11 protein-coding genes are annotated in these 14129 nt (G+C 57.6%); 6 read left to right on the forward strand and 5 right to left on the reverse strand.

Annotation, left to right across the window (positions count from 1 at the left end):
• Positions 1-599: 599 nt before the first annotated feature.
• Positions 600-5183 carry a gliding motility-associated C-terminal domain-containing protein gene (locus tag F1C16_RS23235; protein WP_308461635.1) on the forward strand — a complete coding sequence of 1528 codons (4584 nt, stop codon included), beginning with the start codon at positions 600-602 and terminating at the stop codon, positions 5181-5183.
• A 145-nt stretch (positions 5184-5328) separates the two neighbouring features.
• Entirely contained in the window at positions 5329-6300 is a 972-nt protein-coding gene (locus tag F1C16_RS15535; protein WP_185281532.1) for a type IX secretion system membrane protein PorP/SprF, read from the forward strand.
• 241 nt (positions 6301-6541) lie between these two features.
• Here the strand turns inward: F1C16_RS15535 and F1C16_RS15540 are convergent, their stop codons facing one another.
• The 3 genes from F1C16_RS15540 to F1C16_RS15550 form a co-directional block, all read right to left on the reverse strand.
• Positions 6542-7006 carry a hypothetical protein gene (locus F1C16_RS15540; RefSeq protein WP_185281533.1) on the reverse strand — a complete coding sequence of 155 codons (465 nt, stop codon included), beginning with the start codon at positions 7004-7006 and terminating at the stop codon, positions 6542-6544.
• Positions 7007-7259: 253 nt separating this feature from the next.
• Complete coding sequence (locus F1C16_RS15545; protein WP_185281534.1) at positions 7260-8063, reverse strand: amidohydrolase; 804 nt, start codon at positions 8061-8063, stop codon at positions 7260-7262.
• A gap of 59 nt (positions 8064-8122) precedes the next feature.
• Entirely contained in the window at positions 8123-9289 is a 1167-nt protein-coding gene (locus F1C16_RS15550; RefSeq protein ID WP_185281535.1) for a methionine aminotransferase, read from the reverse strand.
• 294 nt (positions 9290-9583) lie between these two features.
• On the opposite strand from F1C16_RS15550, the gene F1C16_RS15555 reads away from it, so the two are divergent.
• A complete protein-coding gene (locus F1C16_RS15555) occupies positions 9584-9985 on the forward strand; it encodes a hypothetical protein (RefSeq protein ID WP_185281536.1) in 402 nt (133 codons plus the stop codon).
• Between the two features lie 116 nt (positions 9986-10101).
• Here F1C16_RS15555 and F1C16_RS15560 read toward each other — a convergent pair whose 3' ends face one another.
• The gene (locus F1C16_RS15560; protein ID WP_185281537.1) at positions 10102-10554 is read right to left on the reverse strand and encodes a hypothetical protein; all 453 of its coding nucleotides are present in this window, start codon (positions 10552-10554) and stop codon (positions 10102-10104) included.
• A gap of 305 nt (positions 10555-10859) precedes the next feature.
• Between F1C16_RS15560 and F1C16_RS15565 the strand changes: the two genes are divergently transcribed.
• Positions 10860-11465 carry a DUF4136 domain-containing protein gene (locus tag F1C16_RS15565; RefSeq protein WP_185281538.1) on the forward strand — a complete coding sequence of 202 codons (606 nt, stop codon included), beginning with the start codon at positions 10860-10862 and terminating at the stop codon, positions 11463-11465.
• A 230-nt stretch (positions 11466-11695) separates the two neighbouring features.
• Complete coding sequence (locus F1C16_RS15570) at positions 11696-12274, forward strand: fasciclin domain-containing protein (protein WP_185281539.1); 579 nt, start codon at positions 11696-11698, stop codon at positions 12272-12274.
• 84 nt (positions 12275-12358) lie between these two features.
• Here F1C16_RS15570 and xrtX read toward each other — a convergent pair whose 3' ends face one another.
• Positions 12359-12901 carry an exosortase X gene (gene xrtX / locus F1C16_RS15575; RefSeq protein WP_185281540.1) on the reverse strand — a complete coding sequence of 181 codons (543 nt, stop codon included), beginning with the start codon at positions 12899-12901 and terminating at the stop codon, positions 12359-12361.
• 228 nt (positions 12902-13129) lie between these two features.
• On the opposite strand from xrtX, the gene F1C16_RS15580 reads away from it, so the two are divergent.
• Positions 13130-14113, forward strand: coding sequence for a fatty acid desaturase (locus tag F1C16_RS15580; RefSeq protein ID WP_185281541.1), 984 nt, complete (start codon positions 13130-13132; stop codon positions 14111-14113).
• The last annotated feature ends 16 nt before the right edge of the window (positions 14114-14129 follow it).

Raw genomic sequence — 14129 nt, forward strand, 5'->3', positions numbered from 1 at the left:
TCGGATATAAAGCGGGGTTAGACTTCAATCAAGCTACCGATTCCATCCCACCTAACGTGCTGACTGATGGCAAGATGACAGCACCAGCTGGTTCTGGGGTAATGTCTGATCCTAGCGGCAAGATTCTTTTCTACAGCGACGGCGATACTATCTGGAACGGAGACCATAGTGTGATGGGCACGGGCTTGGGCGGTAGTGGAAGTACAACCGACGGCCCTTTAGCTATTAAGAAACCAGGTAGCGGCTTCATCACATCAGATAAGCCAACGCGCTACCTCATCTTCACACTGAATGATACTATAGGCCTCAGCTACTCAGAAATTGAGATTCCTGCTGGTGGGGGGCAAGGTACAGTAGTTTCTAAAAATAATCTTTTGGCTCGTGGTACAGCCGAAAAAATGACGGGCGTATTTCACAAAAATGGTTGTCATATCTGGATTATTGTGCACGGTTGGGGTGATGCGAAGTCCGGCAACGACAACCGTGGTGACTCCTTCCTTGCTTACGAAGTAACGACCACCGGCATAGAATCTCCAAAGATTTCCACTATCGGAAGCTTACACGCCTCAAGAATCGCAAAACAGGGCTACAAAGGCCAGATGAAAATAACTCCTCAAGGAGACCAGTTGGCCTTAGCTCGCTACAGTGAGAGGAGTGGCGACAACAGCAGCACCGTGGAGTTGTTCGACTTTGATACGGCTACTGGCGATGTGAGTGAAAATCCGAACATTCCGTTTATCATCGACAGCGGCGAAGGCAAATACTACGGTGTAGAATTTGTACCGGGTAGTAGGCTATACGCCACGGTGATGAATCCACCCAAGCTGCTACAGTTTGATATAACTCCTCGCAATCCGCTTAACAAACAGGACATACCGCTGACCACATCCGCCGATTTGGGCTCTATGCAGGCCGCCCCAGACGGGAAGATCTATGTGGCCCGCAACGACCAGACTGCGTTGGGCTTTATTGCCTACCCAGCCGACTCGGTGGGCGCGGCCATTGGCTACGTCGAAGACAGCCTGCAACTGAAAACAGGCCGTAGCGGATTGGGTCTTCCTAACTTCAACCAAAGCACCTTACTGCGTGTGGGGCCTAGTGCGGAGATAACGGGTTGCCGTGAAATTACTTTTACGGCCCCGAACATTGACTTTGACGGGAAAACCTACGCCTGGCAGTTTGGTGACGGCGGTACTTCAGCAGAAGAAAACCCTGTGCACGTGTATGCGACTCCCGGCACCTACACCGTAACGTTACGCATCACAACCGAATGCTTTTGTCGCGAAAGTTCGGGTTCTATTCTGGTGCCGAACCTACCCGTGCCGGGCACCATTGCCGGCCCCCAAACCGTGTGCGCAGATAGTGCGCCGGCTGCCATTACCGCCACCGATGCCACCAGCGACGCCGGTTTGCCGGGTAGATACCAGTGGGAAACGTCGGCCAATAGCAATGGCCCTTTCACTGAAATTAGCGGAGCCACTGGTGCCAGCTACACGCCTACCGGTTTGCAGCCTGGTACTACTACCTACTTCCGGCGGCGGGTGCAGTTGCTGCTGCCCAGCGGCTCAGGCCCTTATTGCACGCCTACGTTCACGGCCTCGGTAGCCGTCACCGTGATACCGGCCCTAACTGCCGGCACCATTGCTGCCGACCAAACCGTGTGCGCGGGCAGCACGCCCGCCCCGCTCACCAGCACCGGCGCCGCCACGGGTGGCACGGGCACGTTCACCTACCAGTGGGAATCCTCCACCGACAACGGCACTACCTGGGCTCCCGTTGCTGGCGCTACCAGCGAAACGTTCACGCCCGGTCCGGCTACGATTACTACCCTGTACCGCCGCCAGGCTATTTCCGGTCCCTGCAACGCGCCGTCCAACCCCATCACCATCACCGTAACACCGGCCTTGGTGGCGGGTAGCATTGCGGCCGAGCAGAGCATTTGCGCGGGTGCCACCCCGGCGCCACTCACCAGCGTTGCGCCGGCTACGGGCGGCAACGTGCAAGTAACCTACCAGTGGGAATCCTCTATTGACAACACTACCTGGACGGCCCTACCCGGCGCTACCGGCGAGACCTTCGCACCGGGTGCCCTGACAGCTACTACCTCCTTCCGTAGGCAGGCGAATGCGGGCACGGCCTGCGCCCCGGCTGTGTCCAACGTGGTGACTATCACGGTGGCACCGGCGCTAGTAGCTGGTACCATTGGCGCCGACCAGACGCTGTGCGCCGGTGCTACCCCCGCCCCGCTCACCAGCACCACCGACGCCAGTGGCGGCGCGGGTGCGGTGAGTTATCAGTGGGAATCCTCGACTGACAACAACATCTGGACCGCCATACCGAATGCTACCGGCGCTACGTTTGCGCCCGGCGTTCTGCCGGTTACCACCTATTTCCGTCGCCAGGCCACGTCTGCTTCCTGCGCGCCAGTGGTATCCAACGTGGTGACGCTGACCGTGCTGCCCGAGTTGGTAGCCGGCGGTATTGCGGCCAGCCAGGCTATTTGCGCGGGTAGCACGCCGGCACCGCTCACCAGCACCGGCGCGGCTACGGGCGGCACGGGCACATTTGCGTATCAATGGGAATACTCAACGGATAACACTACTTGGATTGGGGTTACTGGGGCCACGGACGAGACGTTCGCGCCGGGCGCCCTCACGGTTACTACCTCCTTCCGGCGACGAGTAACAGCGGGGGCCTGCGGACCGGTAACGTCTAACGTGGTGACCATCACGGTAACGCCAGCCCTCACGGCCGGCACTATTGCCACCGATCAAACCGTGTGCGCGGGTAGCACGCCTGCTGCCCTCACCGGCACCGCAGCTACGGGCGGCACCGGCACGTTTGCCTACCAGTGGGAATCTTCCACTGGCAACACCACCTGGACAGCCATTGCTGGTGCTACTAACGAAACCTTCGCGCCGGGTGTGTTGAGTGCTACTACCTACTTCCGCCGTCAGGTAAGCTCCGGGTCGTGTGCTGCCGTGACTTCTAATGTCGTGACCATCACCGTCACGCCAGCGCTGATTGCTGGTACCATTGCGGCCGATCAGGCGGTGTGCGCGGGTAGTGCCGTGGCTCCGCTTACCAGTAGCGCTGCCCCTACGGGCGGCACCGGGCAGTTTGCGTACCAATGGGAATCTTCCCCCAACAATACCACCTGGACGGCCATACCCGGCGCTACCGGCGCCGAGTACGCCCCTGGCACGCTTACCAGCACCACCTACTTCCGCCGCCAAGTAAGCTCCGGGGCGTGTGCTGCCGTGACTTCCAACGTGGTGACCATCACCGTCACGCCAGCCCTCACGGCCGGTACCATTGCCGCCAGCCAGACGCTGTGTGCCGGCAGCACGCCCGCTCCACTCACCAGTGCTGGCGCGGCCACGGGTGGCAATGGTACTATCGAGTATCAGTGGGAATCTTCGTCTGATAATGCCACCTGGGCGGCCATAGGCGGGGCCACCAGCGCCACCTATACGCCGGGCACTCTAGCTGCCACTACCTACTTCCGTCGCCGGGCCACCTCGGGGCCATGCGGGCCGGTGGCATCCAACGTGGTGACCATCACCGTAACGCCAGCGCTGACGGCCGGCACTATTGCTGCCGATCAGACTCTCTGCCCAGGCGCTACGCCTACCCCACTCATCAGCGCTACCGCCGTTGGTGGTGGCACGGGCACGTTTGCCTATCAGTGGGAATCTTCAGCCAATAATGCCACCTGGATGGCTATTGCCGGTGCTACAGGTGAGACCTTCGCTCCCGGCGCACTCACGGCCACTACCTATTTTCGGCGCCAGGTGACGTCGGGCGCGTGCGGGCCAGTAGTATCCAATGTGGTGACGCTGACTGTACTACCGACTCTGACCGCGGGTAGCATTGCTGCCAACCAAACGATTTGCACGAATGCCACGCCTGCGCCGCTTACCAGCACAGGCGCTCCTGTGGGCGGCACGGGCACGTTTGCTTACCAGTGGGAAGCCTCTGCTGATAACACGAACTGGACGGCTGTGGCCGGTGCCACCGGGGAGGCCTATGCCCCCGGCGCACTTACGGCTACTACCTACTTCCGCCGCCGGGTGACTTCCGGCACGGGCACTTGCTCCACGGTGGTATCCAACGTGGTAACCATCCAGGTGCAGCCCCTTGTAACGCCGACCGTCACTGTAGCCACGCCACCCGTGCTGTGCCCCGGCACGCCGCTGACCTTCACGGCAGTAGCTACCAACGCCGGTGCTGCGCCTACCTTCCAGTGGTTCGTGAACGGTACAGCTGTAGCCAGCGGCCCTACCTTCACCAGCAGCACCCTCGTCACCGGCGACCAGGTGCGGGTGGAGGTGACGCCCACCGCAGGGCTGTGCAGCACTGGACCTGCTGTAGCAACCGTCACGGTTACGCGCACGCCTATCCCCACACCTACCCTGGCCATTGCCGCGCAACCGGGCGGGCCGGTTTGTGTGGGTGAACCCATCACGTTCAGTATTGCCAGTGTCACGGAGGCCGGGCCTACCCCCACGTATCAGTGGCTGGTAGATGGCAACGTCGTGGCTGCGGGCCCGGTCTTCACAAGCAGTACGTTGCGCGAGGGACAGGTTGTAACGCTACGCTTGAGCACCGTTAATAGCTGCGGCCAACCCGTCACGGTGACCTCCAACGGCGTACCAGTGCGGATTCAGCCGCCGGTAGATGTAGATGCCGGTCCCGACAAGGAGATTTTGGCTGGTAGCTCGGTGACGCTGGAAGGCCGCGCCGATGGCACCTACCCCGTCACCTGGACCCCAGCAGCCGGTCTCTTCATATCGCCTGCCGACCCGCTGCACCCCACGGCTTCGCCTACCGTCACTACTACCTACACGCTTTCGGCCGGCTCCGGTGGCTGCGCCGATTCGGACGAGGTAACCGTGACCGTGCGCCCACCCATCCGCATTCCCAACGCCTTTACGCCCAACGGCGACGGCCGCGACGATACCTGGCAGATTGAGTTCATCGAGCAATTCCCCGACAACACCGTGACGGTGTACAACCGCTGGGGCACCAAGATTTTCTCCGCCGAAAACTACGGCCGATCCAATGAGTGGCGCGGCGACATTAACGGCCAGCCCGCTCCGGTTGGTACCTACTACTACGTCGTCGTCACGAAAGGCCCCCTGGGCCGGTCGTACAGCGGTTCGATTACGATTTTGTATTGAGTTTGATAGAATTAGAACGTCATGTTGAGCGCAGCCGAAGCATCTCTACCGTGAGTAATTTTTCGTTGCTGCAATGGAGCGGTAGAGATGCTTCGGCCATGCTCAGCATGACGCTCAGAACTACAACTGAATAACTCCCACAGGTATGAAAAGAGCTTTACTTCTATTGTTGCTTCCACTGCTACTAGCCGCTGTGCCCGCGCTGGCCCAGCAGGAAGCGCAGTACAGCCAGTACATGAACAACAACTACCTCCTCAACCCTGGCGCTACTGGGGTAGAGGACTACATTGATATCAAAGCCAGCTACCGCACCCAATGGGTAGGGCTGGAAGGTGCGCCCAAGACGTTCTACCTCAGCGGTAGCTCTTCGCTGGGCAAATGGCGCAGCACCAGCAAACGTACCCTGAACGACCGGCGCCGGCCGTTCCACGCCATCGGGGGCCTAGTGTACCGCGACGTGACTGGCCCTACCAGCCGCACCAGCGCCTACGCTTCCTACGCCTACAACCTAGTGCTGACGCCCAAAATCCGGGCGGCGCTGGGGGCATCCATAGGCATGCAGCAGTTTGCCGTAGATGGCAACCAGCTCCAGTTCTACGACCCTACCACCGTGGCCGCCAGTGCCGCCTCGCGGGTGCTCGATGGCTCGGTGGGTCTGTGGGTATACAGCTCCAATTTTTACGTGGGCGTGTCCAGCACGCAGCTGCTGGGCAACAAGCTCGACTTCTCCTACGGCCCCGACCAAGTGAGTGCGGGCGCACCCGGCAACGCCCTAAAGCGGCACTACTTCTTCACGGGTGGGGTGCGGGTGCCGCTCAGCCAGGACTGGTCATTGGTGCCGTCGGTGCTGGTGAAGACCGTGAACCCAGCCCCGCTCTCCGTCGACGTCAACGCTAAGCTCAAGTACCGCGACCTGCTATGGGTAGGCGCCTCCTGGCGCGCCTTCGATTCGGTGATAGCGCTGGCAGGCCTCAGCTACGAGCAGTTCACCATCGGCTACTCCTACGATGCTGGCCTTTCCAAGCTCAACAACTACCACTACGGCAGCCACGAGATACTGCTGGGCTTGCGGCTGAAGAAAAAGGCGCAGGTGGTGTGTACGAACAGGTTCTGGTAAGGCTTTTCAATCCTGCTTTTACCAACCACTATTCAGGCTTGTTGCCAGGGTATACGTAAATAAGAGAGGTTGAAACCGCTTCTTATTATAGTTATTGCTTAAGTAAGCAAAACAGGTTTTTCATATAACTTAACTGTTGAAGATATGTCCTAGTGCTATTATTATAGAATTAGAATGAGGCCTCGCTACTAATGGAAGTAGCGAGGCCTCATCATTTCTAAACATACAGTTTTGACGCCTTTCATCGCTGAGCTCGGAGAGACACAATCATTGTATTATTGCTTTTGCCATCAAAATGAAAGTAGACTTCTCGACTGCGCACGCTACCCACATACAGATCGTTTTGGTACACCATGTATCCTTTATCATCTCGGCGAATCTCAAAAAATCCGAGTGGATCCGTGTAGGGTTTCCCGTAGCCGATACCTTTTCGTAAAACCTTAATCTGATAGTCGTCCATCTTAATGATCTCTACTTCAGAGGTGATCAGCACTTGCCCATCGGCGGAACGCTTCGGAAAGGTGAGGGTCTCCCCGTTCTGATTCTCCAGAGTGCTGATGGCGTAAACCCCCGCGATATCTGGAGCGACATCTTCCTCAGAGGATTTCTTACAGCCAGCTAACGCTGCGCAGAGCATAAAAAGCACTATACCATTTTTCATCATCTGCACTTTTTTTACATAAAAGTAAGCGTCTACTTTTAGCATCAGGTTAAGGCAATATTATTTTCTGACCTATAGTAGCTTGGCAACTTGTGTATATTTTCCACACCTAATGGCCACTTATTCCCTACGCTTTAGGGTGAGTTTAAGAACTCTACTACGATTGAAAATTTACAAGAGCTCCCATAAGAATCAATTTTATAAATAATTGATCCAATGCTGCTAACCTATTCTTTTAACTCACGATATTTTCAATACTTATTATTCAGATTGTGCTTACTAAACTACACCCCTACCCCTACCAGCGCGACGCCGGGTCATCAGGGCGCACCTCGAATGTATCGGCGTCGTAGAGGGCGGGGAACTGCTCCCGAAACGCGTCTAGGTCGTTGCGGCGCAGGGTACGGGTGATGCTGGTTTCTTGGTTACCGACTTCCACCAAATAGTCGCCGCGCATATCTAGTAGCGCCGAGTCGCCGGCGTATTCCAGGTTGTTACCGTCGGTGCCTACCCGGTTGACGCCCAGGGTATACGCAACGTTCTCGATGGCGCGGGCGCGGAGCAGCGCCATCCAGGCGTCGCGGCGGGCGGCGGGCCAGTTGGCCACGTACAGCAGCAGGTCGTAAGGGGCTGTTGCGGCGTTGCGGCTCCATACCGGGAAGCGCAAATCGTAGCACACCAGCGGGCAGATGCGCCACCCACGCCACTCCTCCAGCAGCCGCGCCTGCCCGGCAGCATACACGTTGGTTTCGCCGGCCATGCCAAAGCGATGGCGCTTATCGTAGTAGCTCAGGGTACCGTCGGGGCGCACCCAGAGCAGGCGGTTGTAGTGCTGGCCGTTGTCGCGGATGATGAGGCTACCCGTGACGACGGCATTGCGAGCCGCGGCCATACGCTGCATCCATTGCACAGTAGGACCATCCATGTCTTCGGCTAAAGCAGCCGCCTCCATCGTGAAGCCCGTGGCAAACATTTCCGGCAGCACAATCAGGTCAATGGATAGAGAAATTGTGTCGATATGATGCTCCAGCAAGGCCCGGTTGGTGGCGGGCTGGTGCCAGTGCAACGCCGTCTGCACAAACGATAATGTGAAATCAGCCATACAGTATCTTTTTTTGGTATTAATTTATGATAAATTATGCAATAATAAAGAATATATACCTATACGTATCGTTTGCTGAAAGCATGCAGCCGTGCAGTTGCCTCCTGCAACGTTTCGGCCTTTTTGGCAAAGCAAAACCGTACTAGCCCTTCATCTCGCCCATCGTGGTAGAAAGCCGACACGGGCACCACAGCCACGCCCGCCTCGCGGGTAAGACGACGGGCAAACTCAGTATCCGACTCGTGCGGCGCTAGGGCCGCGTAGCGCGCCAGCAGAAAGTAGGCGCCAGCAGCGGGTAGCAACTCGAAGCCTGTGCCGCGCAATAGGTCCACAAACAGGTCGCGCTTTTGCTGGTAGAAGGCTGGTAGCTCGCGGTAGTGGTCGGCGTGGGCTAGCACGTCGGCCAGGGCGTGTTGGGTGGGCGTGCTCACACTAAAGGTCAGGAACTGGTGCACCCGGCGCACCTCGGCCGTGAGCAGCGCCGGCGCAATGCAATACCCTACCTTCCAGCCCGTGGCGTGGTAGGTTTTGCCAAACGACGACAGCACAAACGCCCGCTCTGCCAGGGCAGGGTGCTGCAATACGCTGCGGTGCGCCTGCCCATCAAATACCAAATGCTCATATACTTCATCGCTCAGCACCAGCGTGTCTGTGTTTTCCAGCAGCCCGGCCAGCGTGTCGAAATCCTGGGTGGTGAGCACGGCGCCGCTGGGGTTGTGGGGCGTGTTGAGCAGGACAAGGCGCGTGCGCGGTGTGAGGCTGACCGCTACTCTGTCCCAGTCGGGGCGGAAGCTGGGGAGCAGCAGGGGTACGTACACGGGCGTGCCGCCCTGCAACCGGATAGCAGGGCCGTAGAGGTCGTAGGCTGGCTCTAGCACCAGCACTTCGTCGCCGGGGCGCACGGTGGCTGCCAGCACCGCGTACAGCCCCTCGGTGGCTCCGCTGGTGATGGTGATGTCGGTGGCTGGGTTGGGGGCGGGTACGTGGTAGAGCGCGGCGGTTTTCTGGCTGATCAGCTCGCGCAGGCGCAACAGGCCGGGCATGGGCGCATATTGTTGCTGTCCGGTGGCAGCAGCGTGGCGCACCAGGGCCTCGGTGAGGTTGGCGGGTGGGTCGAAATCGGGGAAGCCCTGGGCCAGGTTGATGGCGCCATGCTCCTGCGCCAGCTGGGTCATCACCGAGAAAATACTGGTGCCCACATCGGGCAGCTTCGACGAAAATTTCATGCCGGTAAGGTAGGGCCGTTTTGCGGACCGCATCAGATACGTAACCTGACCTGATGCGACTGAAGTTGGGGTAGGCACATGTTCTTAGAATAGACGCCTCAGCGCGCTCAACAGACCATTATTTTTGCCCACTGAGCACGTCTTATCCTATTTGACACGCTATTTGCATTCGGCTTGACACAACCGTTTTTTTCCAACAAAGGCGGGTGCATCTTTGTACATGCTTCGGCGTACGGCCGTCAACGGCTGCTGGCCTACCCTGTTTTCGCATCTATTTTTGCTTGCTTTGCTTCTATGAAAGTGTTGTTTGCTGTCCCCTACCTCAATATTCTGTTGGATGAGCGGACGCGGGTGCTCGAAACAGAATGGCTGGATTTTGCCAATAGCCAGCAGCTTCGTTCCTCGTTGATGGAAGCCTTACGCCTGGGGCGGCACCATCGGGTGCGGGGTTGGATCGGCAACAACGCCAAGATGCGGACTATTCGGCCTACCGATCAGGATTGGATGAATCAAGAGTGGTTTCCGGAGTTCACCAAGTTGGGCGTTGACCGCCTGGCAGTGGTGGTATCCAACGATGCGCTCAACCAAATGGGCATCGACAACATCCTGACTCGTGCCTCGGCTCACGTGCCCTTCGACACGAGGTATTTTGCCAGCGTGGACGACGCCCGCCGCTGGGCCGGCGAAAGCAACTAGAAATCAAATACATAAACAAGAAGCGCCGGCGCGAAATAATTCGTACCGGCGCTTCTTGTTTTGGTTAAGAAGATGTTTGAGTTCAATGAGACGCAACGAAGCGTCTCTACACCCTTCTAAGACGAGGGGGAGGCGGCTACAAAAATCAGCCGGGGAGCTGGGTTGTCGGTATCATATAGGCACAGCCGGTTGCCGCGCAACTCGTACGTCCGGACGTCTTGGAGTAGGCTGAGGTAGCGCAGACCAAAATCAAGGGTTGAGTTATCGGCTTCTAGCATCGTCACAATCAGGCGCATGGTACCGGCTAGCTGCGTACCGAACGAGGGCAGGCAGGTGCCTGTGCGGAGCTTGGCCTTGGCCGGTGCGGTGTCAGTAGGCAAGGCAGGGAGCAGAGCTTTATCGAGGTAGCGATGGTGCCGGGCCACGGGCTTCCCGTCCAGCATACGCAGCTCCCATTGCACGGGAGTGGGCTTCCCCGTAAAGGTAGGGGCCACTTGGTCGCCCGTCCAAAACAGCCCAACTCCCAGGAAGGAGCAGGCACACAACAGTAGACGCGACGGTATAATCATAGAAATAAATAGTAAGACTGAATATTTTCCATGAACAAGAGCCCTGCTGTAGGCCAATGGTTGCAGGGCTAGGCGTAAACAGTAGTAACCGACTGGTTTCCAACTCAAAAAATTGTCTCGCCCGCTGGCAGCCCCTGAGCCGTCTCCACCAAAGCGGTAATGCACACTACCCTGCGCGCTATCATACGCGGATAGTCCGGCACTAGTTTATTCTGAAAGCTACGCTTGGTAGCTCAACGTAACCTCATTTGCTGAAAAGAGTATTGGGTAAGTAACTCTTTCTCATTCTATTCCCTCTGAAAACCATGAAAATTTCCATAAGTACCTTGTGCTTGCTACTGCTGGTTGGCTGGCTGAGCAGCTGCTCTTCCGTGAACGTGCAGGAAAAGCAGGGCGTCAACTTCAGCCGTTTCCGCACCTACGACTGGGCCAAGACCGACGTGAAAACTACTGGCGATGCCAACCCCATCTACAAAAGCAGCCTAGCCGACGAGATGATTCAGGGCGCCATCAGCCAGGAGCTGAACAATCGGGGTATCCGGCAGGTGAGCGGCAATGCCAAGCCGGATTTCTACATCACCTACCACCTCTATGTGGAAGACGCCGAGCGCACGGTTTCTAATCCGCCCGCCGCGGGCTTCGCCTACCCCTACGCTGTGTCGTACCGCGGGGGCTTCCTGCCCATCAATTACGGCTATTGGTACTCGCCGGCTTACTTCAACAACACCGGCTACCGCACCGAGCAGTACAAGGAAGGGACGATGATTGTGGACATCATCGACGCCAGCACCAACGACCTAGTATGGCGCGGCTCCATTGCCGACCCTGTGAACAACCCAGGCAGCTTTGGCAAACAGTTCTCCGAATCGGCACGTGATATTCTGGATAAATTTCCGGCGCAAAAATCATAATTTTCCAAGAGTAACCTCCGCCGTAAAAGCCTCTTTCACTTGTTGAAAGGGGCTTTTTTGTATTTGCGAAATAGCCGCTTGAGTGGCGCGCACGGAGCTTTTGAAAAAGAAATTAGGTAAGCCGTTAAATCCGGTGCGTAGGAAGGCGTCGTAGGTGAGACCAGACTTGCAAGTGGTACTCTTCCAATTTAGACTCTCTCCTTCACCCTCATTTTCCTACCCCCTTCGTGATGAAAAAACAGTTGTTTTCCCTCGCCTTCGTGGCCCTGCTGGGCACTGCTTCCGCTACTTCTGCTTTGGCCCAGCAAGCCCAGCTTTCGCCTACTAGCGTGATGGTAGGCGGCCAAGCCATGCTACCCTCCAAGAACATTGTGGCCAACGCTGTGAACTCAGCCGACCACACCACGCTGGTAGCCGCTGTGAAGGCCGCTGGCCTGGTAGAAACCCTGCAAGGCAAAGGTCCTTTCACGGTGTTTGCCCCGGTGAACGATGCGTTTGAGAACCTGCCCGCCGGCACCGTAGAAACGCTGCTAAAGCCCGAGAATAAGGCTACCCTCACCAAAGTGCTGACCTACCACGTGGTAGCCGGCAACATGACGGCCGACAAAATTATGGCCGCTATCAAAGCCGGCAAAGGCAAAGCTTCGCTGAAGACCGTGAGCGGCGGCACGCTGATGGCCATGATGAACGGCCCCAAAAACGTGGTGCTGGTGGATGAAGCCGGCAACGTGGCCAGCATCTCTACCTACGACGTGCTGCAAAGCAACGGCGTGATTCACGTAATCGACAAGGTGCTGATGCCGAAATAATAACGGCCCCACCTTTTACCACAACGGCCCGCTGTGCAGTGCACAGCGGGCCGTTGGCGTTAGAGTGATACGCAGCACAGCGCCTTAGCCCTCGGCTGTGGGCGGGTGCTGGGGCTGTTGCCGAATCCAGTACAGCCACAGGCTAAAGATGCAGCCGTAGACCAGCACCGTGAGGATGCCATAATAATAGTTGAACGCTACGGCGTGGTAAGCATAATATTGATTCACGACCAACACGCCCACGCGCAGCAGGTTGAGCAGGTAGAGCCCGGCAATGCCCACCGGAATCAGCCATAGCCGCGTGCGGGTAGGGCCAGGGTAGGCCAAGATAAAGCCCGCAAACAGCGCGTAGATAGCCAAGCCGTTGTAGGGCGAACCGATGTACACAAAGGGCCGCGTGTCCATGAGCACCAGCATGGGATTGGCGCCCACCGTAGCCGCAAAGCCCGCCACGCGCAACAGCACAGCACTACTGCCGGCCATGTTGGCCGTGAGCAGGGCATCGAGGCGGCCATCGGGGCCCAGCCATTGCTCGTAGCCAAAAAACCAGAGTAAATAGAGCCCAGCCGCCAGCAGCAGAAAGCGGCGCCAGATGCCGGAATTAAACTTGGGAGCAGGAAAAAGCATAATTGGCAGGAATGCACGCCCGGAAAAAGCCGGTTGGCATTGCCTGAATGCAAAAGCCCCGCCAGATCGAATCAGGCCCTAGGTTAAATTGGAGTCAAACAAGATTTTTGCATTTTTTATAGCTCCGGTCATTCCGCCTGTATTCTTCATCTTAGCCTCAGGTAAATAGGCTTACCTTGCTCTACGGATGGCATTCACCATGCGGCTTTTCCTGCTGATTTTGCACCTATGAGCGCCACATCCTTCACCACCACCACCACTCCCGAACCGCACCGGGGCCGGGGCCGACAGATTGTACACGCGCATCCTGAGGTGAAACACCTCATGACCCGCACGCCGGCTACCCTGTTGGTAGCGCTGGCCTGTGTGGGGGCGCAGGTGGGGCTGGCCTACCTGCTACGCCAGCAGGCGTGGTACTGGGTAGTGCCGGTGGCCTACTTGGTAGGGGCTTTTTTCTCGCATACGCTGTTTGTCGTTATTCACGAAGCGGCGCACAATCTGGTGTTCAAGAAGCTGTGGCAAAACGTGGCGGTAGGTATTGTTGCCAATTTTCCTTCGGTGGTGCCCACAGCTATTTCCTTCAAAAACTTCCATATCAAACACCATGTGTTTCAGGGCGTGCACGAGTTGGATGCCGACTTGCCCGATTGGTACGAGGCCAAGCTGATTCGCAACTACGCGCTAGGCAAAGCGGTGTGGCTGTTTTTCTTCCCGGTTTTTCAGGTGATTCGCACGTTCCGTTGCCGCGAAGTGGCAGCCGTAGACCGCTACGTGGTGGCCAACGTTGTGTGCCAGCTGGCATTTGATGTGGCGGTAGTGTACTTTCTGGGGTGGACGGCGCTGCTCTACCTGGCCCTCAGCTTCTGGTTTTCGGTGGGGCTGCACCCGCTGGGGGCGCGCTGGATTCAGGAGCACTACCTCACCCTGGATGCCAACCAGGAAACCTATAGCTACTACGGCCGCCTGAACGGCGTGAACCTGAACGTAGGGTTCCACAACGAGCACCACGATTTGCCCAGCATTCCGTGGAACAACCTACCCAAGCTGAAGCAGGTAGCCCCCGAGTTCTACGAGCCGCTGCTGCACCACACGTCCTACACCAAGCTGTTTTTCCGCTTTCTATTTGATCAGGAAATCAGCCTATACGCACGCTTGGTGCGCAAAGAGCGTGGCCGCACCTCCCGCACCGGTTCGGTAGCGGAGCAGGTGTAGTACTGGCCCTACCCTA

Origin of the sequence: Hymenobacter sp. NBH84 (genome assembly GCF_014217645.1) — a bacterium.
GTDB classification, from domain to species: domain Bacteria; phylum Bacteroidota; class Bacteroidia; order Cytophagales; family Hymenobacteraceae; genus Hymenobacter; species Hymenobacter profundi.

Coding starts and splice junctions, on each gene's coding strand:
- F1C16_RS23235 (WP_308461635.1), top strand. CDS start 600: ATGAAAATAACTCCTCAAGGAGACCAGTTGGCCTTAGCTCGCTACAGT.
- F1C16_RS15535 (WP_185281532.1), top strand. CDS start 5,329: ATGAAAAGAGCTTTACTTCTATTGTTGCTTCCACTGCTACTAGCCGCT.
- F1C16_RS15540 (WP_185281533.1), bottom strand. CDS start 7,006: ATGCTAAAAGTAGACGCTTACTTTTATGTAAAAAAAGTGCAGATGATG.
- F1C16_RS15545 (WP_185281534.1), bottom strand. CDS start 8,063: ATGGCTGATTTCACATTATCGTTTGTGCAGACGGCGTTGCACTGGCAC.
- F1C16_RS15550 (WP_185281535.1), bottom strand. CDS start 9,289: ATGAAATTTTCGTCGAAGCTGCCCGATGTGGGCACCAGTATTTTCTCG.
- F1C16_RS15555 (WP_185281536.1), top strand. CDS start 9,584: ATGAAAGTGTTGTTTGCTGTCCCCTACCTCAATATTCTGTTGGATGAG.
- F1C16_RS15560 (WP_185281537.1), bottom strand. CDS start 10,554: ATGATTATACCGTCGCGTCTACTGTTGTGTGCCTGCTCCTTCCTGGGA.
- F1C16_RS15565 (WP_185281538.1), top strand. CDS start 10,860: ATGAAAATTTCCATAAGTACCTTGTGCTTGCTACTGCTGGTTGGCTGG.
- F1C16_RS15570 (WP_185281539.1), top strand. CDS start 11,696: ATGAAAAAACAGTTGTTTTCCCTCGCCTTCGTGGCCCTGCTGGGCACT.
- xrtX (WP_185281540.1), bottom strand. CDS start 12,901: ATGCTTTTTCCTGCTCCCAAGTTTAATTCCGGCATCTGGCGCCGCTTT.
- F1C16_RS15580 (WP_185281541.1), top strand. CDS start 13,130: ATGAGCGCCACATCCTTCACCACCACCACCACTCCCGAACCGCACCGG.